This window comes from Pseudomonas sp. P1_F1_2 (genome assembly GCF_056405815.1).
Genome location: NZ_JBFUBK010000010.1, coordinates 57,838 through 79,344 on the forward strand (window position 1 = coordinate 57,838; position 21,507 = coordinate 79,344).

General features: G+C 59.9%; 19 protein-coding genes. 6 read left to right on the top strand and 13 right to left on the bottom strand.

The features are described from left to right. The first annotated feature begins 7 nt into the window (after positions 1-7). Positions 8-895, top strand: coding sequence for a heme o synthase (gene cyoE, locus AC1D2P_RS04995; RefSeq protein ID WP_046026670.1), 888 nt, complete (start codon positions 8-10; stop codon positions 893-895). Between the two features lie 76 nt (positions 896-971). On the opposite strand, the gene AC1D2P_RS05000 is transcribed toward cyoE, so the two are convergent. Further along, complete coding sequence (locus tag AC1D2P_RS05000; RefSeq protein WP_477757965.1) at positions 972-2,381, bottom strand: aminotransferase-like domain-containing protein; 1,410 nt, start codon at positions 2,379-2,381, stop codon at positions 972-974. Positions 2,382-2,504: 123 nt separating this feature from the next. Here AC1D2P_RS05000 and AC1D2P_RS05005 point away from each other — a divergent pair, with 123 nt between their 5' ends. Beyond that, positions 2,505-3,005: a RidA family protein gene (locus AC1D2P_RS05005; RefSeq protein WP_477757966.1), complete on the top strand. Its 501-nt coding sequence runs from the start codon at positions 2,505-2,507 to the stop codon at positions 3,003-3,005. A gap of 63 nt (positions 3,006-3,068) precedes the next feature. Here AC1D2P_RS05005 and AC1D2P_RS05010 read toward each other — a convergent pair whose 3' ends face one another. The 3 genes from AC1D2P_RS05010 to AC1D2P_RS05020 form a co-directional block, all read right to left on the bottom strand. Next, positions 3,069-3,773, bottom strand: a complete 705-nt coding sequence (locus AC1D2P_RS05010; protein WP_109787539.1) for a hypothetical protein — start codon at positions 3,771-3,773, stop codon at positions 3,069-3,071. Between the two features lie 154 nt (positions 3,774-3,927). After that, complete coding sequence (locus AC1D2P_RS05015) at positions 3,928-5,445, bottom strand: sensor histidine kinase (RefSeq protein WP_477757967.1); 1,518 nt, start codon at positions 5,443-5,445, stop codon at positions 3,928-3,930. Further along, complete coding sequence (locus AC1D2P_RS05020) at positions 5,442-6,158, bottom strand: response regulator transcription factor (RefSeq protein WP_477811329.1); 717 nt, start codon at positions 6,156-6,158, stop codon at positions 5,442-5,444. Before AC1D2P_RS05020 ends, AC1D2P_RS05015 begins: the two co-directional genes overlap by 4 nt. A 151-nt stretch (positions 6,159-6,309) precedes the next feature. On the opposite strand from AC1D2P_RS05020, the gene msrB reads away from it, so the two are divergent. The 3 genes from msrB to msrA are packed head-to-tail and all read left to right on the top strand — an operon-like array spanning position 6,310 to position 9,371. After that, complete coding sequence (msrB, locus tag AC1D2P_RS05025) at positions 6,310-6,828, top strand: peptide-methionine (R)-S-oxide reductase MsrB (protein WP_477811330.1); 519 nt, start codon at positions 6,310-6,312, stop codon at positions 6,826-6,828. A 43-nt stretch (positions 6,829-6,871) separates the two neighbouring features. Continuing rightward, on the top strand, positions 6,872-8,635 hold the full coding sequence (locus AC1D2P_RS05030) for a cytochrome c biogenesis protein DipZ (protein ID WP_477757968.1): 1,764 nt from the start codon (positions 6,872-6,874) through the stop codon (positions 8,633-8,635). Between the two features lie 31 nt (positions 8,636-8,666). Further along, positions 8,667-9,371, top strand: coding sequence for a peptide-methionine (S)-S-oxide reductase MsrA (gene msrA / locus AC1D2P_RS05035; RefSeq protein ID WP_477811331.1), 705 nt, complete (start codon positions 8,667-8,669; stop codon positions 9,369-9,371). Between the two features lie 19 nt (positions 9,372-9,390). Here the strand turns inward: msrA and AC1D2P_RS05040 are convergent, their stop codons facing one another. Together AC1D2P_RS05040 and AC1D2P_RS05045 are read right to left on the bottom strand one after the other, a co-directional pair. Continuing rightward, positions 9,391-10,404 carry a sensor domain-containing diguanylate cyclase gene (locus AC1D2P_RS05040; protein WP_046026660.1) on the bottom strand — a complete coding sequence of 338 codons (1,014 nt, stop codon included), beginning with the start codon at positions 10,402-10,404 and terminating at the stop codon, positions 9,391-9,393. A 74-nt stretch (positions 10,405-10,478) separates the two neighbouring features. Then, entirely contained in the window at positions 10,479-11,384 is a 906-nt protein-coding gene (locus AC1D2P_RS05045) for a LysR family transcriptional regulator (protein ID WP_109787545.1), read from the bottom strand. A gap of 102 nt (positions 11,385-11,486) precedes the next feature. Here AC1D2P_RS05045 and AC1D2P_RS05050 point away from each other — a divergent pair, with 102 nt between their 5' ends. After that, complete coding sequence (locus tag AC1D2P_RS05050; protein ID WP_046026658.1) at positions 11,487-12,662, top strand: aspartate aminotransferase family protein; 1,176 nt, start codon at positions 11,487-11,489, stop codon at positions 12,660-12,662. Positions 12,663-12,914: 252 nt separating this feature from the next. On the opposite strand, the gene AC1D2P_RS05055 is transcribed toward AC1D2P_RS05050, so the two are convergent. The 7 genes from AC1D2P_RS05055 to AC1D2P_RS05085 form a co-directional block, all read right to left on the bottom strand. Continuing rightward, a complete protein-coding gene (locus AC1D2P_RS05055; RefSeq protein WP_477757970.1) occupies positions 12,915-13,409 on the bottom strand; it encodes a P-loop NTPase family protein in 495 nt (164 codons plus the stop codon). 14 nt (positions 13,410-13,423) lie between these two features. After that, positions 13,424-15,346, bottom strand: a complete 1,923-nt coding sequence (locus tag AC1D2P_RS05060) for an alkaline phosphatase D family protein (RefSeq protein WP_477757971.1) — start codon at positions 15,344-15,346, stop codon at positions 13,424-13,426. A 128-nt stretch (positions 15,347-15,474) separates the two neighbouring features. Beyond that, the gene (locus AC1D2P_RS05065) at positions 15,475-15,840 is read right to left on the bottom strand and encodes a hypothetical protein (protein ID WP_109787549.1); all 366 of its coding nucleotides are present in this window, start codon (positions 15,838-15,840) and stop codon (positions 15,475-15,477) included. A 229-nt stretch (positions 15,841-16,069) separates the two neighbouring features. After that, positions 16,070-16,291: a formate dehydrogenase subunit delta gene (locus AC1D2P_RS05070; protein ID WP_077431296.1), complete on the bottom strand. Its 222-nt coding sequence runs from the start codon at positions 16,289-16,291 to the stop codon at positions 16,070-16,072. Beyond that, positions 16,288-19,176 (bottom strand): formate dehydrogenase subunit alpha, encoded by a 2,889-nt coding sequence (fdhF, locus tag AC1D2P_RS05075; protein ID WP_109787550.1) that lies wholly within the window; start codon positions 19,174-19,176, stop codon positions 16,288-16,290. The genes AC1D2P_RS05070 and fdhF overlap by 4 nt, the downstream gene beginning before the upstream one ends. Then, positions 19,173-20,705, bottom strand: a complete 1,533-nt coding sequence (locus AC1D2P_RS05080) for a formate dehydrogenase beta subunit (protein ID WP_223523220.1) — start codon at positions 20,703-20,705, stop codon at positions 19,173-19,175. Before AC1D2P_RS05080 ends, fdhF begins: the two co-directional genes overlap by 4 nt. Continuing rightward, positions 20,702-21,178, bottom strand: a complete 477-nt coding sequence (locus AC1D2P_RS05085; protein ID WP_140668453.1) for a formate dehydrogenase subunit gamma — start codon at positions 21,176-21,178, stop codon at positions 20,702-20,704. Before AC1D2P_RS05085 ends, AC1D2P_RS05080 begins: the two co-directional genes overlap by 4 nt. Positions 21,179-21,507: the final 329 nt, after the last annotated feature.

Here is a 21,507-nt window from a genome sequence, read left to right on the forward strand (position 1 = left end):
AGTCCGGATGTCCTTTAAGCACTTTATCCAAATCACCAAACCGGGGATCATTTTCGGTAACGTGCTTTCTGTGGCGGGCGGATTTTTCCTGGCCTCGAAAGGGCATGTCGATCTGGCCATTTTCCTGGCCGCCATGATCGGCACGTCCCTGGTGGTGGCTTCGGGTTGCGTGTTCAACAACTGCATCGACCGCGACATCGACCTGAAGATGGAACGCACCAAGAACCGGGTGCTGGTCCAGGGCTTGATCTCCCTGAAACTGGCCCTGGCCTTTGCGACCGTCCTGGGTGTTGCCGGCGTCGCATTGTTGTACAAGGTGGCGAACCCGTTGGCCGCGCTGTTCGCGGTGATCGGTTTCATCATCTACGTCGGCTTCTACAGCCTGTACCTCAAGCGCAAGTCGGTTCACGGCACGCTGGTGGGCAGTCTGTCGGGCGCCATGCCGCCGGTGATTGGCTACGTCGCTGTGACCAACAGCTTCGACATGGCCGCACTGACCCTGCTGGTGATGTTCAGCCTGTGGCAGATGCCGCATTCCTATGCCATCGCGATTTTCCGCTTCAACGATTACCTGGCCGCATCGATTCCGGTGCTGCCAGTGAAGCGCGGGATCCAGGTGGCCAAGAAGCACATCCTGATCTACATCCTGGCCTTCCTCGTGGCGACCTTGATGCTGACCTTCAGCGGCTACGCCGGCATGAGCTACCTCGCCGTCGCCGCGGCCATGGGCATGTACTGGTTGTACATGGCCTGGACCGGCTACAAGGCAGTGGATGACACGGTCTGGGCACGCAAGCTGTTCGTGTTCTCGATCTTCACCATTACCGCGTTGAGCGTGATGATGTCCCTGGACTTCAAAGTGCCGACCGAGTTGCTGCTGACGTACGCGCCTTAAGCGTCGGATGCTGTAAACAAAAGCCCCGCCTTCGAGAGAAGTGCGGGGCTTTTTGTTGGGGGGCAAACAGAAAAACTCAGCGATCAAGCAACCGGAAAAACCGCTCGCGCACCTGGGTGTTATCGCTGTGCGCGACATTGAAACGCAGGAAGCTGCTGGCATCGGCCGCTTTGCTCAGCAAGGTGCCGGGCGCCAGCACCAGGTCAATGTCGAGGCCTTTGCTGGCCAGGGTTTCAGCGTGGAAACCTTCGGGCAAGCGGGTCCAGATAAACAACCCTTCACCCGGTAGCGACGATACCGAGCACCCGGCCTCCACCAGCCAGCGCGCCACACGGCTGCTGGATTCGTAGAGGCGGTCGACGGTGCGGCGGGTGTGTTTGGCGAAGCTTCCATTGTTGAGCATGGAGCAGGTGATCTGCTCCGCGAGTTCCGAGGTCACGCCGCCGCAGGCCATTTTCAAAGCAATCATCCGGGCCGCCAAGGGCCGCGACAACACGGTGTAGCTGACACGGCTGTTGGCGGTCAGGGTCTTGGAAAAACCGGAGACGTAACTGACCGTGTCCAGCCCGCCCGCGGCCAGGCGCGGTGTGCGTTTCTGCTGGATGTCGCCATACAAGTCATCTTCGACGATATGAAAACCATAGCGGTGACTCAGTTCCAGCAGGCGATAAACCTGGGCGGCGGTGAACGAGTGGCCGGTCGGGTTATGCAGCGTGCTGTTGGTCATATACAGCACGGGGCGATGGGCAATCAGCAATTGCTCGAACGCCTCAAGGTCCAGGCCATCGCAATCGCGGGCAATGGTGATGACCTTGGCGCCGTGCAACGCCAGATTGGCGTGCATGTTGAAGTAACACGGGTCGTCGAGTACTACCGTATCGCCAGGCTTTATCAACAGGCGCATCAGCAGGTCGATCGCCTGCACGGTGTTGGAAGTGGTGATGATTTGTTCCACCGGTGCCTCGATACCGACGGTCGACAACTTGACCCGTAATGCCTCGCGCAACGGCAGATAACCGCCCACTTCACCGTACTCGCCCATGCGCAGCGTCGTCGCGCGAAGTGTCGCGCGTACGGCTTTGAGCAGTTCTTCGGCGGGCAACCAGGAGGCGGGGAGGAATCCGCAGCCGGGACGCAGCGCACCGTTTTCCAGCAACAGTGCACGGCGGACCCGGCTGAGCGTGTCCTGAGGTTGCAAGTCCGGACCGGCAACCGCAGACGGCGGATTGATGGCTCGCTGAACGTAATGCCCGGAACCCTGGCGCGAGACCACCAGTCCCTTGGCGCGCAACCGGTCAAGGGCATCGACCATTGTCGACTTGCCCACGTTCATCAAGCCCGAGAGCTCGCGAATGGGTGGCAGTTTGGCCCCATGGGGCAGGCCTCCCTGGTTGATCGCCATCGTCAGCTGATCGACGATCTGCTGCACCAGCGGCATCCCTGGCTGAAGTTCGATGGCGGCGATGACTGCACGCTGAGCCTGCATTTTACTGGTCTCCCTGGCAGTAAAGTTCGTTGGATTCTATACGAACTTACCCTGAACAAGACAAGTGTCTGATGCCTACCATCAACTGCGCTTTTCGCTCTCTTGATGAAGAAGGTTCGGTAGATGATTAAGCAATTGACTCGCGACGAACGCTTCGTCGCCCTGGCAAAAGAACTGGGTTTTGATATCTACGACGAGAACGCTGCTGGCGGACATTACGCGCCGCTGATTCGACATGAAGATGAACTGTACATCAGCGGGCTGGTGCCGCGAATGAACGGCAAAATTCAGTACCTTGGCAGGGTGGGGCTGGAGCTCAACCTGGCAGATGCTCAAGAAGCGGCGAGTATCAGTGCGATACGTGGGCTGGCGCTGATTTACGCCGCCATCGGTTCACTGGAGCACATAAAGGCGCTGCTTCGCATAACGGTCTATGTGAAATCCACCTTTGATTTTGTCGATCTCAGTGACGTGGCCAATGGCGCATCGGATGTCTTTACGCATGTACTAGGCGATGCCGGTAAACACACCCGTACGACCGTCGGTGTTTATCAGCTGCCGAAAAACGCGCCGGTAGAAGTGGACATGATGGTGGCGCTGCATTCGTCAGCTCCGTCATCCTGAGTGCAATAAAAAGCCCTGCTTCAAGGGCAGGGCTTTTCGGTCATCGGCGTTTACCCGACTGATTTACTGCGCGGCGATGCTGTAGCCGTCGAACGCGGTTTGCTGCTGCAGTGCGGTGATGATGTTCTTGCGGTTGACCGCTTGTTCGACGCCGGCGTTATCGAGGAACGTCTCGCTTTCAATCACTGCGTCATCGCCTTCGCCGACGAAGGTGAAGCCGAGGAACTCCAGCGCTTTGCGGTCAACGTTCAGGCTTGAACGCGGGGTGCGCAGCGGCAGGGTGACGTTTATGCCGTCCTTGCTGATGGTGAACACTTCGAGATCTTTCTTGGCGCGAGCCACTTTGCTCTTGCCACTGCTCGGGTTGCTGATGGCCTGGTGAGTCTGGTTCAGCACTTTCAGCGCGAGGCCGTAGACGATCTCCTGAAACGCCGGGTCATCCTTGAAGCTGGAGAGAATCCGGCTGATCGGGAATTTGCTGCTCAGGTCTTCGAGAGCGGCGATGTCGGCCGCTTCCGCGTCCTTGAGTTGCTTGAGTTCGCCCATCAGCTCATAGGCTTTATCGTCGTCGAAGCTGTCATGTGCCTGGCGAATCGCGGCGCGCAGCTCGCGGATCTGGTCGCTTTCCCGGGTGGACTGAAAAGCGTCCAGGACCATCTCGCTGATGGTCTTGGCCTGTGGCACATGCTGTGAAAGATTGATGGAGTTTTCGTATTCCGCTTTGGACGACAGGGTGACTACGGATTCAGCGGTGTTGGAATCGGACATTGAAATTTCACTACTTCTTTTAACTTGAATTGAGGCGAGAAAGCACAGGGCCTTTTCAGGTCGCCTAATCTATTGGACCGCGGCAGCGTTGTCACGGGTGAACAGGCAACTGGTCGTCATTTTTGCGAGCCATTACCTGAACGTGTGCCGCCGACTAGGTCCCGGTCGAATTGAGATTCATCGAGCGAACCGCCCATTGTTCCGCCGTTTGCTCATCCACCGGCAAGGAGAAGCGAAAGGTCGCGCCTCGTCCGGGCAGATCGATCAGCTGGATCTCGCGACCATGCAATTGCAGGATCCGATGCACGATACGCAGCCCCAGCCCGCCATCGCGCCGTGCACCGCCAATGTTGAAGGGACGCAGGAACAGCCCTTCGCGCAACTGTGGTGCGATGCCGGGGCCGGTGTCGCTGACGGTGACTTCGATAAACGGCCCTTGTGGGCGCAGGCTCAATTCGACTTCTCCACCTTGAGGGGTATTGCGCAGGGCGTTGTCGAACAGGTTGGTCAACACCCGCTCGATCAATCCCAGGTCGGCGCAGGCCGCGGAAACGTTAGGGGCGAAAGTGGCCTTCAGTTCGATCTGGCGCGCTTCGGCGGTCAGCTCGAATTTCTGGAAGATGTCCTGCACCAGATCGGTCATGGAGAAGCGTTCAAGCACCGGTTGTACGAAACCGTGCTCCAGTCTGACCAGTTCGAGCAGCGATTGCGCCAGGCCACCCACTTTTCGACTTTGATCCAGGGCGATGCCCAGATAGCGACGGCGGTCGGCGGGGGATAACGTGGCGTCTTTGAGCGTCAGGGTTTCCAGGTATCCGTGCAGCGAGGCCAACGGTGTTCGCAGGTCGTGGGAAATGTTTGCCACCAGTTCGCGACGCTCCTGATCCTGGCGAGTCAGTGAGCGCCACTGTTCACTCAGGCGGGTTTGCATTTGCCGGAAGGCTGCGTCCAGTACGGCAATTTCATCGTGACTGGCCGCTTTCCCTAGCGGTTCCGCGGTCGGTGGTGTGGAGGGAACACCATCGATGTCGAACTGACTGACTCTTTCGGTCAAGCGGCGCAACGGTCGGGTAATCAGGGCAAATGCCGTGAGACCGGCGATCAGGCACAACAACGCGACCAGACCGATGGACCACAGGGCGGTATTGAGCGCGGCACTGGTGGCGCCGCGTTCGGCGAAGCGGTCGTGTTCTTCGCTGAGCAGTACCACATAGAGATAACCGGCGGGCTGACCGTTGACCCGCAATGGCGCGGCGCTGAAGACTTTGCGTCCATCGACGCTGCGCGGGTCATCGCCGAGAATCGGCAGGGCGTCACCCTTGAGCAAGCGCTGGATCGGCCCAAGGTCGATCCGTTCCCGATGTATCCGCCCTTCTGGGGCGGCGCTGCCGACGATTTTGCCCTCGGAGTCCAGCAGATAGACCTCGACGCTGGGATTGACCTGCATGAGTTTGCTGAACAATTCGCGAACGGCATTGGGCATCAGGCCGCCAGCATCCATCAGTACGGTGTCATGGGCGATGTGTTGCGCCAGATCGCGCGACAGTCCCTGGACCACTTCCAGTTCATGCATTTGATTGGCGCGCACTTGCATCCACGCCGATGTGCCACAGCACACCAGCAACAGAATCGCGAACACCAGGGACAGGCGTTGTGTCAGGGTCAGCCTCATGGCTGTTCCTCCTTGACCGCGAATTTGTAACCGCGCCCCCACACCGTGAGGATGCGCACAGGTTGCGCCGGGTCAGCTTCGATCTTGGCCCGCAGACGGTTGATGTGGGTGTTCACCGTATGTTCGTAGCCCTCATGGCTGTAACCCCATACCRCATTGAGCAAGTCCATGCGCGAGAACACCTTGCCCGGCTGGCGGGCGAAGAAGTAGAGCAGGTCGAACTCCCGTGGTGTGAGGTCCAGGCGCCGCCCGTCGAGCGAAACCTCGCGGGTGATCGGGTCGATGGACAGGCCGTCCGTCATCAGGCTGCCCGAGTCCATTTTCAGGTTGCGGGCCATGGCGTCTACCCGACGCAGCAGCGCCTTGACCCGGGCGACCAGTTCCAGCATCGAAAAGGGCTTGGCAAGGTAATCGTCAGCGCCGAGTTCCAGGCCCAGGATCCGGTGTACTTCGCTGGAGCGCGCACTGGTGATGATGATCGGGGTGTAGCGGGCCATCGCCCGCGCACGACGGCAGATTTCCAGGCCGTCGACACCCGGCAGCATCAGGTCGAGGATCAAGGCGTCCCAGCTTCCTTGCTGCAACAGGCGCATGCCTTCATCACCGTCGGCGCAGTGCACCACTTCGAACTGCTCATCGCGAAGATGCAGGCAAATCAGGTCGGCGATGTGCAGGTCGTCCTCGACCACCAGGACGCGTTTGGTCTGTTCCATAAAGCTCAATCCTTTGTCGCGAATGGGCACATTGTGCGGGTTTTCCTCAGCCTGAGTTATCACGAATTGTTTAACTCCTCGTGAGGATTTGGCGATCAACCCAAGCCTAGGCTGTGTTCCCTATCAGGCACCTGGAATTTTGGAGAAGGCCATGTTTTCACGGCGACAGTTTCTTGTAGCGGGCGGCGGGCTGGGGGCTGCAGCGTTGGTGATCGGAGTGTTGCCAAAATTTGCCGCCAGCACTGCACTGGTCAGTGATGCCGGCGCGGCGGAGGTATTCGAGGTGACCCACAGCGACAGCGAATGGCACGCCCTGCTCAGCGACGAGCAGTACGAGATTTTGCGTGAAGAGGGCACGGAGCGGGCCTACAGCAGCCCATTGAACAATGAACATCGCGCAGGTGTTTTCGCCTGTGCAGGGTGTGATTTGCCGCTGTTCTCATCCGACACCAAGTTTGACAGCCGCACCGGCTGGCCCAGTTTCTGGGCACCGCTGGATAAATCGGTGGCCACTCGTCAGGACCGATCCTTTGGTGTGCTGCGCGAAGAGGTTCACTGCCGGCGATGCGGCGRTCATCTGGGGCATGTCTTCGACGACGGGCCCAAACCCACCGGTCTGCGTTATTGCATGAACGGCCTGGCGCTGACCTTCAAGCCGCAGGCGGCTTGATCCGTGGGCATTTCCCTTCATTCACCTGGTGCAGGTCGACGCTATGTGGCTTTTGGTTCTCGCTTATCTCGGTGGTGTACTGACAATCGTCAGCCCCTGCATCCTGCCGGTACTGCCCTTTGTCTTCGCTCGAACCGGGCAGCCGTTTATGAAAAGTGGCTTGCCGCTATTGGCGGGGATGGCGCTGACCTTCGCGCTGGTCGCCACGTTGGCGGCGGTGGGTGGCGGTTGGGTGGTGCAACTCAATCAATACGGTCGCTGGCTCGCGTTGCTGTTCGTAGCACTGTTCGGGTTGACGCTGATGCTGCCCCGACTGGCCGAGCGACTGACACGGCCACTGGTGGCGGCCGGCAGCCGACTATCGGAGGCCGCCGGCGCCGATGCCCGGCCACGCCCCGGCGCTTCCTTCCTGATCGGCGTTGCCACGGGCCTGCTCTGGGCGCCTTGCGCCGGACCTATTCTGGGGCTGTTGCTGACAGGCGCGGCGCTGCAAGGGGCAAGCATCGAAACCACATTGCTACTGCTGGCTTACGCGGCCGGTGCCGCCACTTCCCTCGCTGTGGCGCTGCTGCTGGGCGGTAAAGTCTTCGCAGCGATGAAACGTTCGATTGGCGCAGGCGAATGGGTTCGGCGCGGTCTGGGGGCCGCGATGCTGGCGGGGGTTGCCGCGATTGCCCTGGGGTTGGATACGGGGATTCTGGCACGGGTTTCGACCGCGTCCACCGGTGGAATCGAACAGGCATTGGTGGGGCGATTGGCCGGCAAATCCCCGAATAACAGCGGGGCGATGATGGCCGCCGGTGACACGATGAAAGCGAGTGACAAGGCCTCTGGTGTCTTGCCGATTGAAGGCAACCTTCCTGCACTGGATGGTGCAGTGCAGTGGCTCAATTCCCCACCTCTCACGGCGCAGGCCTTGAAGGGCAAAGTCGTGCTGGTGGATTTCTGGACCTACTCCTGCATCAACTGCCTGCGCACGTTGCCGTATGTGAAAGCCTGGGCCGAGAAGTACCGCGATCAGGGGTTAGTAGTGATCGGTGTCCATGCACCTGAATTCGCCTTCGAACGGAATGTTGGCAATGTCACCAAAGCCATGAAAGACCTCGGCATCAACTACCCGGTTGCCATCGATAACGACTACAAGATCTGGCGTGCCTTCAACAACGAGTACTGGCCGGCCCATTATTTTGCAGATGCTCAGGGGCGCATTCGCTATCACCACTTTGGTGAAGGCGAGTACGTCGAATCGGAGAGGGTCATCCAGCAGCTGCTGCGTGAAGCGGGAGCGGTGAAGGTCGCGGATGGCCTGATCAACGCTGATGCGACTGGGGTTCAGCTCGCGCCGGACATGAAGGAAGTGCAATCACCGGAAACCTATGTCGGTTTCCAACGTGCGGAGCATTTCGTTCCCGAGACCAGCCTTGTGCCGGACAAAGTCGCCGCCTACACCCCACCCGCTGAATTGGCCCTCAATGACTGGAGCCTGGACGGAAAATGGAATGTCGGTTCCGAACGGGCGATTTCCAGCGCCCCCGCCAGTCGCATCGTCTATCGCTTCCACGCTCGCGATTTGCACTTGGTGCTGGGCCCTGCTGCCGACGGAAAACCAGTGCGATTCAAAGTGCTGATTGACGGAAAAGCCCCCGGCGATGCCCACGGCACCGATGTGGCGCCCGACGGCAGCGGCACTGTGAAAGAACAACGCTTGTATCAATTGGTGCGCCAGAGCGGCGGCGTGACGGACCGCACGTTCAGCATCGAGTTTCTCGATCCCGGCGTGTCGGCCTACGCGTTTACGTTCGGTTGAAGCCATTTCGTTTGTCTAGGAGTCATGTCCCATGAAAACCCTGATCACCTGGCGCCGCACTCTGTTGGGGATGGCTGCTGCCGGCATCATCAGTCAGTGCTCGGCCTTCTCGTTCAGTGCCGAAGACGCGGTCACCATTCCCCCGCCGGCCCTGGATGAAACAACCCAGGCCCACAGTGAAAAGGTGGTGTTTGCCGGCGGATGTTTTTGGGGCGTCCAAGGTGTGTYTCAGCATGTCAAAGGTGTGAAGCAAGCCGTCTCTGGTTACGCCGGCGGCGCGGCCAGCACCGCCCGATATGAACGGGTCAGCGAGGGCGACACCGGCCATGCGGAATCCGTCGAAGTCACGTTCGATCCGGCTCAGGTCAGTTATGGCACGCTGCTACAGATCTATTTTTCGGTGGCTCATAACCCCACCGAACTGAACCGCCAAGGTCCCGACAGCGGTACCCAATACCGGTCGGCGATTTTCACTGAAAACACCGAACAGCAACGCATCGCCCAGGCCTACATTGCCCAGCTCGACGCCACCCATTTGTTCAACAAACCCATTGTGACCAGGCTGGAAACCTACAACGGTTTTTACCCGGCAGAAGAGGAGCATCAAGACTTTTTGACCGAGCACCCGAGCTATCCGTACATCGTGATCAACGATCTACCGAAAGTGGCGCAGTTGAAGCAGCTGTACCCGGACCGGTACCAGGAGAAACCGGTGTTGGTGAAGGCTGGAATGTAAAATCGACGTGGGGTTGGTTTCACCCCGAAATCACATTCTTGCCCGCTACCTTCGACCGATAAAGCGCCTGATCGGCCCTGGCCAGCAACCCGGTCTGTTGCTCTTCGTCAAAGCGCTGGACCACGCCAAAACTCATGGATACTTGAAACTCGCCCACGGGTGGCAGGCTCGACAATCCGTCGCGGATTTTCTCGGCGAGAAGTCTGGCTTCAGCCAACGAGGTATCGGGAAGGATGATGATGAACTCGTCACCTCCCCACCGCGCCAGCAGATCACCTTCGCGTACGCAGAGCTTCACGCCCTCGACCACCTGCACCAAAGCCGCATCGCCCAAGGCATGGCCGTAGTGATCGTTGATGATCTTGAAGTCGTCGATGTCCATGGCGATCAGGGACAGCGGTCGTCGGAAGCGCTGGGCTCGTTCGCATTCCAGAGGCAGGGCTTTTTCCATCAGGTAGCGATTGGCGATGGATGTCAGCGTGTCGGTTTCCGCCAGTTTGCGGTTTTCTTCGAGTTGGATCTGAAGCTGCTGATTGACCCGAGACAATTCCCGGGTGCGCTCTTCAACCGTCGCTTCAAGGGAGTGAGTGCGTCGTTCCAACGCTTCAAGCAGGCGACGTTTGTCGTCGATGCTGCGGTGCGCGCCGATCATGCGCGCCACGGAACCGTCAGCATTGCGGGACAGCACATAACCGCGGTCTTCGATCCAGGTGTAACTGCCGTCCAGCATGCGGCAACGATACTCGGCCTGATAGGTGGGTGCGCGCTGTTGCACGTAATCATCAAACACGGCCATGACCGCGGGGTAGTCGTCAGGGTGAATGAGGTTTTCCCAAGTCAACGCCGTGTTGTCCAGGGAATGAGGCTCGTAGCCGAGCATCTTGTACCAACCGGGATTGCGGTAGACAAAGCCGGTGTTGGCGTTCCAGTCCCAAATACCGTCGCTGACCAGTTCCAGAATGGTGTGYAGCAGGTCTTCGCTAAAATCTGACGCATTGAACTTCAACGGCTTGATATTCGACGCTTCCCCCATCACCGCTCTCCCTGACGCACAGATATCAATTGATTCGCCTGGCATCGAGATTAGTGCATGGCACGTTGCCCCCGCTAGTGTTTGCCCCATAACTGCATGGCAAAGTCGACGAAGTGGCGTAGTTTCGGTAAACGGTAGCGATCCTGGGCGTATACCAGGTGCATTGGCCGGCTCGGCAGCCGGTAGTTCTGCATCAGTGCTACCAGTTTTCCGTTGAGCAAATCTTGTTCTACCAATGCATCGGGCAGCATCACGATGCCCATCCCGGTTCGAGCCGCCTGATGCAACCCCGCCGAACTATTGATCAGCATCGGGCCGCTGACAGCTACCATCACTTCACCTTCCGGCCCACTCAGGCGCCATTGTTTTTCGACCGATTGCCAGTCATCCCCGACCGGGTAAGCAAAGGACAAACAGGCGTGATGTTGCAGGTCTTCGGGCATTTGCGGTATCCCGCGGCGCGCCAGGTATTCGGGAGAAGCGCACATGGTCAGGGTGTAGTCGATCAGCGGGCGGGCGATCAGGTTGGACGGCTCGATTGCGCCCAAGCGAAACGCCACATCGAGGCTGTTCTCGAGTAGATCGGGACGCCCGTTGGTGAGCACCACATCCAGTTTGACTTGCGGACATTGCAGCGAGAACTCACTGAGCGCCGGAGCGAGCCTTTCCGTGCCGAACGTCAGCGGCGCCGTAATGCGCAGGGTCCCACTCGGCGCGTCCTGACTCTGTTCGGCCAGGCGTTCGGAGTCAGCCACCAGCCCGAGTACTTCCAGGCAGCGCTGGTAGTAAGCGGAGCCGAATTCTGTCAGGCGCTGGCGCCGTGTTGTACGGTTGAGCAGGCGCACCCCCAGGCGTTGTTCCAATGAACGAAGGTGATTGCCGACCATGGTTGTGGACATTTCGCACTGCTGCGCGGCGGCGGTCATGCTGCCGGCTTCCACCACTTTTACGTAAACCGTCATTGCCTGGAACAGATCCATTATCAAGCTCAGATTTAAGATGATTGAAGTGTTACAGCGTTTATCCAGCTCAGGTGGCTAACCATACTGTAAAAACACCGACCATTGATGGAGCTTGATGTCATGACCGCCGCCTGCCTGATGAGCACTTACCAACCGCTGGCCTTGAGTTTCAGCAAAGGGCTGGGAACACGCCTGTGGGATGAGGCCGGTCGTGAATACCTGGACGCAGTGGCGGGAGTGGCGGTGACCAACGTTGGCCACTCCCATCCGCGCATTGTGTCAGCGATCAGCGAGCAGGCCGGTTTGCTGTTGCACACATCGAACCTCTACAGCATCGACTGGCAACAGCGCCTGGCGCAAAGGTTGACGACGCTGGCGGGTATGGATCGGGCGTTCTTCAACAACTCCGGCGCCGAAGCCAATGAAACCGCGCTGAAACTCGCGCGGCTTCACGGTTGGCACAAAGGGGTCGAGCAACCCCTGGTGGTGGTCATGGAGAACGCTTTTCATGGCCGCACGCTGGGCACGTTATCTGCCAGCGATGGCCCGGCCGTGCGCCTGGGTTTCAACGAGTTGCCGGGGGATTTTGTCAAAGTGCCCTTCGGTGATCTCGGCGCTTTGGATAAGGTGCATCAAGCCCACGGCCAAAGAATCGTGGCCATCCTGATGGAGCCGATCCAGGGCGAAAGCGGCGTCCAGTTGGCACCACGCGGTTATCTCAAAGCGGTGCGCGAGCTCTGCAACAGGCACTCATGGCTGATGATGCTCGACGAGATCCAGACCGGTATCGGCCGCACCGGTCAATGGTTCGCGTTCCAGCATGAAGGCATTGTCCCGGACGTCATGACCCTGGCCAAAGGCCTCGGCAACGGCGTCCCCATCGGCGCCTGCCTTGCCCGGGGTAAAGCCGCTGACTTGTTCACTCCGGGCAGCCACGGCAGCACCTTCGGCGGTAATCCGTTGGCCTGTCGTGTCGGTTGTACGGTGCTGGACATCATCGAAGAACAAGGTCTGCTGGAGAACGCGAGTCTTCAGGGCGAACGTCTGCTCGCCAGATTACGCAGCGAATTGGCAGACAATCCGAACGTCCTGGCCATCCGTGGTCAAGGCTTGATGATCGGCATCGAACTCAAGCAGCCGATCCGCGACCTGACCTTGATCGCCGCGCGGGATCACGGTTTGCTGATCAACGTGACACGGGGCAAGACCATTCGCCTGCTGCCGCCGCTGACGATTGATGAGCGGGAGGTGGAGATGATTGTCAGAGGCGTATGTCGGGCCGTGACCATTGCCTGACATACGTTCCCGATCGTTTCCACGCTCTGCGTGGGAATGCCTCTTGTGACGCTCTGCGTCACGCTTTCGGGAACGCGGAGCGTCCCTGGCTGCATTCCCACGCAGAGCGTGGGAACGATCAAAAAGTGGACTGGATTCACTGTTCGGTAGTGAGATCAGTGAGATCAGTGAGCGGTGTAGTCCCCATCCGAACAACGCGCCATCCCAGCCGGCCATCACCTCAGCTTGGGGACTCACCCCGCAGCGCAGTAATTACTCAACCCGTAACAAGCGATCTATAAACGCCGTAATTTCACCGCGATCCTCAAGTTTGATTTTTGTACCTCCAAACCCTTGAAACAATCGCCGGTGCGCGCCGAGCCCGCTCGAGTCTTCACGGCGATGGTAGTTTGCGGCCCACTCCAATAACGAGATCAGTCGCTCGTCGTCGTGTTCTTCTCGCTGGCGAATATTGGCGACGCAATATTCGTCATCGACACACAACCAGATCAGCGCTGTCGCTCGGTCGACAAGTTCACTGATGATCCAGCCGTAAACACCCTCGATCACCCACTGTTCCTCACTGGCCGCGATCCGCGCCATGCCCAATACTGCGGCACCCGGGCGGGCAATGCTGTGTTCGTCCGACACCCAGTGAATCCGATCGAGATCGATCCATGGCACCTTGAGGTGTTTGGCCAATCGTTTAGCCAGCCAGCTTTTGCCTGAGCCAGAGTTGCCGATGATCAGCGTTCGGGTGAGGTTCATGGTGACTCGCCGTTTCAGTCGTCATGTTCAGGCGCATCCATCCGGGTCTTGGGCGAGCCGTTTGAGTTGTGCTGATAAATATCCTGGGGTTGTCCTTTCTCATTGAAGAACACTTGGCCGATGCCTGCCGAGTTCCATAGCCGTTCGCCAGCTTCTGCGTGTTCGGGGGTATACGGGACGATGCGCATGCGCCGACGTTTGGTCAGCCAGTTCAGTGGCGAGCGCGGCGAATAGAGCCAGCGATTGAGGCGGTCGAACCATTCGAGCAGGGTGGGCGGAAATTCGTTTTTGATGCCGCTGCTGGTGATCTGCCAGATTTTCGGCCCCGCCTTGCGGTGTCGGATCAATACTTCGTAGACGAAGGAATAATGCACATCGCCGGACAGCACCACGTAGTTACCCGGTGTGCGCGAGTGTCGGAAAATGTTCAAGATCACTTGGGCTGCGCCGCGATGAGCCATCCAGTTTTCGGCGTCCACCAGCAGTGGAAAACCGCACCAGCTAAAGGCTTTTTGCACGGTTTCGATCAGTTTGACGCCGAAGATCGGCGCCGGTGACACGATGATCGCCGACGGATGATCCAGTAATTCCTGTTGCAGTTCACTGAGCGCTTCCCAGTCCAGCAGGCCCGAGGGTTGCTTGAGATTCATCTCGCTGCGCCAACGACGGGTGCGGGTGTCTATCACGACCAGCGCAGGCGTGGTGGGCAGCACGTAATGCCACTGCTGAAAACGCAACAGCGTATCGATCAAGTCATCCTGCAGCGCACTGTCGAGGTAACGATCGCCTCCGGTGGTGCCGAGCAGACGGGTTTTTTCCAGCACATCGCCAAACGCCTGCGGGTTGTTGCCCCAGCCCTGGCACAGCATGTAGGCGATCAAGGCGTTGCCGATGATGCGCTTGGAGAACGGATGGCCGTAGGCCGTTTCCTCCCATTGCGCGCTAAGGTTCCAGTCGTCGGTAATGTCGTGGTCATCGAAAATCATCAGGCACGGCAGGTGCGCCATGGCCCGCGCGGCACGGCCCAGGCCGGACTTGAAGTCATCGATGCGGGTTTGTTCAAGGGCATAGCGCTTGCGCCTTTCAGGTGTCAGCGCGGGCGGTTGCGGGGCGATCAGGGTCCAGGGAATCGGCGACCAGACCAGCAGGTACATGGCCATGACTTCTGCGAACGTCACCAGGTGATTGTCGGCGCTGCTGCTGGTGAAAATCGGCTTGCGTGCGCCACCGAAAAAACGCTCGCGCAGGGTCTCATTGCTCTCAAGCGCCGGTAACAGATCCTCACGGTGGTAGTAACTGGCCGGGTGTTCGTAGAGTTTGGCGCTGTCGCTGACCACGGCGCCTTCGAGATGTTCATCGAACAGGCCCAGGCGGTCGATCAAGGCGTGAATCGCTCGCAGCATCGGCCCGGCGACGTCGTCGGCGTAGACCTGATCGCCGGTCATCATCAGCAGTGCCGGCCTCTGCAACGCATCGTGTTCCGTCGCCAACAACTGGTCGACGCAGAGCAGGCCATCAATGGCCGGGTGATGAGGTTTTCGGCAAGAGCCATGCAGCAGTTGATCAACCCGGGAACGCAGCACGAAGTTCGGGCAACGGGCATCGCCGTACAACAGGTGCGGCGCCCAATCGGCGATGCCGGATTCAACGCCATCGATCAGCAGGTCATATTCAATCAACGTGTCGCAGGGCAGGGCGGTGTCCAGCGGCACATCGACCAGGTGCACAAAGGCATGCTTGCCGACCGCGATCACCGTGCATTGCCCGCCATCGAGGCGGATATCGCCGACACCCTGCAAGCGCAAGGTCAGCTCCAGCGCCCGGGAACCCACCAGCCACAACACCAGGCGTGTGGGCTCCAGGCGCCGCAACAGCGGGCCGACAAGGACCGGTGGCAGGGCGTGATGGCTGTCGGGGAGTGGCGAAGACATGGGCATGCAGATTCAGGACTCTTGGCGCGCAGAGCACGTGATGATAGCGCAGCCAGCGGTCGGGGTTGTCTGATGGCTAAAGGCTTAAAACCTCACCGGATGTGTCTTGGAAAGGTGGCGGGGCAGGGTGGTGATCACTTGGCAGGAAAGATCACTGCCCACACCACTAACGTGATGAATGCCGCCAGCAGGCTGCACGATCCGGCGATCAAATGATTCCGGACCTGGGACTCCTCCCGCTTGAGTCGGTTGATAACCAACAGCCATGTCCCGACGAAAGCGCCGATGATCGCCATGAACGAATAGAGAAAGTAGGCCGGTCCTCGTGCTGCCTGTGGTTCGGCGCCGATAAAAATCAGCACGATGATCCCGACGATGAAACTGGCCAAGGCCCCGGCCAGGTTGGCAAACCACAGATTGAAGCTGCCACGGTTTCTAACGATCCAAAACCAGATCCCCGCTGACGCAGCGAAGAACACCAAGAGGGCGATGAATATCATTGAGTCTTCCTTGTTCGTTGATCACGTGAGGTGATGGCGTTAAGGCCACAATCCACAGTGTTGGACGGCGGGAAGATATCAAACTGGAAGTTTGTACAGAAAGGAAAGATCGAAAGATCGTGACTTGAGTCTGTCAGTCAGGGTGCGCATGCCCTCGAATGCTCGGCTTGAAAATCACTGGAACGCCCCTTGCCCTGTCTTCACAGGACAAGGGGTCATTCGAGAGAACCTAAGCCTCCCAGCCCGCCCCACTGACGGCTGCCTGCGCCAATGGGTGCATGTCTGCCCCCTGATGCTCCGTCTGCCAGGCCAGCAATTCCTTGCGCATGCCGGGCGTCCAGTACATCTGAATGTGATTGCGCACGCCGAGCACGGCCGCTTGCTGATCCGGCTCGGTGGCGAAGTACTGGGCGATCTGGTTGGCCATTTTGATCAGGTTTTCAGTGCTCATCGGCGCACCTCGGCGGTTGTTCCAGCGGTGCGTGCCTGGCGGCGTTCGGTGAGCAACCGCTGTTGTTCGTCGCTGAATGCCTGATAGCGTTTTTGCCATTCGGAAGGGTGGTAGACGCGGCTGACCTCCACGGCGGTGACCTTGTACTCCGGACAGTTGGTGGCCCAGTCGGAGTTGTCGGTGGTGATGACGTTGGCCCCCGATTCAGGGAAGTGGAACGTGGTGTACACCACGCCCGGCGCAACCCGTTCGGTGACCCGCGCACGCAGGACGGTCTGCCCGGCACGGCTGCCGATGCCGACCCAGTCACCCTCGTTGATGCCACGGCTCTCGGCGTCGGTCGGGTGGATTTCCAGGCGGTCTTCGTCGTGCCAGGCGACGTTTTCGGTACGCCGGGTCTGGGCGCCAACGTTGTACTGGCTGAGGATGCGCCCGGTGGTCAGCAACAGCGGATAGCGACTGTTGACCTTCTCCTCGGTGGGCACATAACCGGTGAGCATGAAGCGCCCCTTGCCGCGCACGAATTCATCGATGTGCATGGTCGGCGTGCCGTCCGGTGCCGCAGCATTGCACGGCCATTGCAGGCTGCCGTGGCGATCCAGTTCGGCGTAGCTGACGTTGGTGAAGGTCGGCGTCAGGCTGGCGATTTCATCCATGATGTCTGACGGATGTTTGTAGTTCATCGGGTAGCCCAAGGCGTTGGCCAGGGCCACCGTGCCTTCCCAGTCCGCTTTGCCGCCCAGGGGATCCATGACCTTGCGTACCCGCGAAATGCGCCGCTCGGCGTTGGTGAAAGTGCCGTCCTTCTCCAGGAACGAGGCGCCCGGCAGGAATACGTGGGCGAACTTGGCCGTTTCGTTGAGGAAAATGTCCTGCACCACCACGCACTCCATGGCCGACAGGGCCGCGGTGACGTGCTGGGTATTCGGGTCGCTTTGAGCGATGTCCTCGCCCTGGCAATACAAGCCCTTGAAACTGCCGGCCAGCGCAGACTCGAACATGTTCGGAATACGCAGGCCCGGATCGGGTTGCAGCGTGACGTTCCACGCCTGTTCGAACTGCGCGCGCACCACCTCGTTGGAGATGTGCCGGTAGCCGGGCAACTCGTGGGGGAAAGAGCCCATGTCGCAAGAGCCTTGAACGTTGTTCTGGCCACGCAACGGGTTCACGCCCACGCCTTCCCGACCGATGTTGCCGGTAGCCATGGCCAGGTTGGCGATGCCCATGACCGCTGTACTGCCTTGGCTGTGTTCAGTGACGCCGAGGCCGTAGTAAATCGCCGCGTTGCCGCCGGTGGCATACAGACGAGCGGCGGCACGGATGTCGGCAGCGTCTACGCCGCAGATGGCGGCCAGCACTTCCGGCGAGTTTTCCGCACGGCTGACGAACTCGCTCCAGCGGGCGAAATCGCTGCCTTCGCAACGGGCGTCGATAAACGCCTGATCGAGCAAGCCTTCGGTGACGATGACGTGGGCCAAGGCGTTGAGCATCGCGACGTTGGTGCCCGGACGCAGGGCCAAATGATATTCAGCGCGGGCATGCACCGAGTCCACCAGATCAATGCGGCGTGGATCGATGACGATCAATCGAGCGCCTTCACGCAGGCGGCGTTTGAGCTGGGAGGCGAACACCGGGTGGGCGTCGCTGGGGTTGGCACCCATCACCAGGATCACGTCGGCCTGCATCACCGAGTCGAAACTCTGGGTGCCGGCGGACTCGCCCAAGGTTTGCTTCAGGCCATAGCCGGTCGGCGAGTGGCAGACTCGCGCGCAGGTGTCGACGTTGTTGTTGCCGAACGCGGCGCGCACCAGTTTTTGCACCAGGTAGGTTTCTTCGTTGGTGCAGCGGCTGGAGGTGATGCCACCAATGGAATCGCGACCGTATTTTTGCTGCAAGCGGCGGAACTCGCTGGCGGCGTAGGTCACCGCTTCATCCCAGCTGACTTCCTGCCAAGGGTCGTTGATGTGCTGGCGGATCATCGGTTTGGTGATGCGATCCGGGTGGGTCGCATAGCCCCAGGCAAAGCGCCCTTTGACGCAAGAGTGGCCATGGTTGGCCTGACCGTTTTTGTCCGGAACCATGCGCACCAGTTGGTCGCCTTTCATCTCGGCGCGGAACGAGCAGCCCACCCCGCAATAGGCACACGTGGTGATCACGCTGCGTTCGGGCTGACCCAGTTCGACCACGCTTTTTTCCATCAGGGTCGCGGTAGGGCAGGCCTGTACACAGGCGCCGCAAGACACGCATTCCGAATCGAGGAAGTTATCGCCACCGGCAGCGGACACACGGGATTCGAAGCCGCGCCCGGTAATGGTCAGGGCAAAAGTACCTTGGGTTTCTTCGCAGGCGCGCACGCAGCGGTTGCAGACGATGCACTTGCTCGGGTCGTAATCGAAGTAGGGGTTGGAAGTGTCCTTCACATCGGCCAGATGGTTGTCGCCTTCATAGCCGTAACGCACTTCCCGAAGCCCGACTTGGCCAGCCACGGTTTGCAGCTCGCAGTTGCCGTTGGCCGAACAGGTCAGGCAGTCCAGCGGGTGATCGGAGATGTACAGCTCCATGACGTTGCGCCGCAGGGTCGCAAGCTTTGGTGTCTGGGTGTGCACGCTCATGCCTTCGCTGACCGGCGTGGTGCAGGACGCCGGGTAACCGCGCATGCCGTCGATCTCCACCAGGCACATGCGGCACGAGCCGAAGGCTTCGAGGCTGTCGGTGGCGCATAGTTTCGGAATCGTGGTGCCCATCAGCGCAGCGGCGCGCATCACTGAAGTGCCTTCGGGCACGCTGATGCTGCGGCCGTCGATGTTCAGGGTGACTTGCACCTGACTGTCGCGGGCCGGGGTGCCGAGATCGATATCAGTGTTCGGGTCGAAGAGAGTGATCATTGGTCGGCCTCCGAAGATTGCAGACCGAAGTCGGCGGGGAAGTGCTTGAGGGCGCTGGCGACCGGAAAGGAAACCATGCCGCCCAATGCGCACAGCGAACCGTATTGCAGGGTGTCGCACAGGTCCTTGAGGATGATCACCTGCTCATCGCGACCGTTCTGATCCGGCGCGGCCAGCAGCCGGTCGATCACCTCCACGCCCCGGGTCGAACCGATGCGGCAAGGCGTGCATTTGCCACAGGATTCCTCGGCGCAGAACTGCATGGCGAAACGCGCCATGTGGGCCATGTCCAATGTGTCGTCAGCTACCACCACGCCACCGTGACCGAGCATGGCGCCGATGGCGGCGAACGCCTCGTAATCCAGCGGCGTGTCGAATTGCGAAGGTGGCACCCACGCGCCGAGCGGGCCACCGACCTGCGCGGCTTTCAGCGGCCGGCCACTGGCGGTTCCACCGCCGTAGTCTTCCACCAATTCACGCAGCGTCAGGCCAAAGGCCCGTTCCACCAGGCCGCCACGACGAATATTGCCCGCCAATTGGAAAGGCATCGTGCCGAGGGAACGGCCCATGCCGTAATCGCGATAGAACTGCGCACCCTTGGCCAGAATCAGCGGCACCGAGGCCAATGTCAGCACGTTGTGCACCAGCGTCGGCAGACCGAACAGCCCCTTCAGCGCAGGAATCGGTGGCTTGGCGCGGACGATCCCGCGTTTGCCTTCGAGCGAATCCAGCAGCGCGGTTTCTTCACCGCAGATGTAAGCGCCGGCCCCGACACGCACTTCCATATCGAAGGCCAAGCCGCTGCCGCCGACGTTGGCGCCGAGGTAACCGTTAGTCCGGGCAATCGCCAGCGCCTCGTTCAGCGTGGCGATGGCCTGTGGATATTCCGAGCGCACATAGATGTAGCCAAAGCTGGCGCCGACGGTGATGCCGGCAATGGCCATGCCTTCGATCAGCAGGAAGGGGTCGCCTTCCATCAACATGCGGTCGGCGAAAGTGCCGGAGTCGCCTTCGTCGGCGTTGCACACAATGTACTTTTGCACAGCCTGGGTGGCGCGCACGGTGCGCCATTTGATCCCGGCGGGGAAGGCTGCGCCGCCACGGCCACGCAGGCCTGAATCGAACACCGCGGTCGCAGTTTCATCGCCGCCAATAGTGACGGCTCTATTTAAACCCTCGAAACCGCCGTGGGCTCGGTAATCGTCCAGCGACAGCGGCCGGGTGATGCCGGCGCGGGCGAACAACAGGCGTTGTTGAGACTTCAGATACGGCAATTCTTCCACCAGGCCCAAGGCCAGTGGGTGCGAGGACGGGTCGCCTTGCAGCGCATCGAGCACCGACGGCACATCGGCAGCAGTCAGCGGGCCGAAGCCGAGTCGGCCTTGCGGGGTGTCCACTTCCAGCAATGGTTCCAGCCAGTACAGGCCGCGAGAGCTGGTGCGTTGCAGGTCGTGGCTGGCAAGGGCAGACGCCACCGCATCGGCACCCACGGCACGGGCCAGCGAATCACAGGATAGATAGAGGCTCATACGTCCTCCCGGCAAGCGTCGAGCAACGCATCAAGACGTTCGGCACTGAGCCGCGCATGCACCTGACCATCCAGCTCCAGAGCCGGCGAACAAGCACAAGCACCAAGGCAATACACCGGACGCAAACTGATGCTGCCATCGGCGCTGCTGCCGTGATCGTCCAGTTGCAGACGCTCGCGCAACTGCGCGGCAAGCTGCTCGGCACCGCGACTCTTGCACGATTCGGCCCGGCACAGACGCAGGATATGCCGGGCCGGCGGCGCGGTGCGGAAGTCATGGTAGAAGCTGATCACCCCGCGAATCTCGGCCTGACTCTGATTGAGGGCGTGGGCAATCTCGGGGATGGCGGCATCGGGGATGTAACCGATTCCCGCCTGAATCTCATGAAGGATGGGCAACAGTGCACCCGCAGAGCCCTTGTGGCGCTCCAGCACGCTGTTGACCATAGGCAATTGCAACATCTCATCAGGCATACAGCATTCCTCACGGTCACGGACAAACCAGGCGGTTGTCGGTCGTCCGAAAGTGTCGGCTGCGGCATTCACACCACGTCACGGTATCGTGGCATTGTCAGGCCGTTGGCCAGGGCACCCTGAGTGGGCATCTTGTTGTGCCCGGCGCAGTCTTTGCCGCACCTTTTATAGGGCATTAAGGCAGCTTGCCACGCTGGTTTTGATTCATCTGCACCAAAGCGACGTGTTTGGTTCTTTCTACGACTACTACCCGTTAAGTCTAGACGAGGCCCAGCCCAAGGCGCCGTATGCAGCCCGCACTCGGGATTTACGTTCAAAAAACAGGGAAT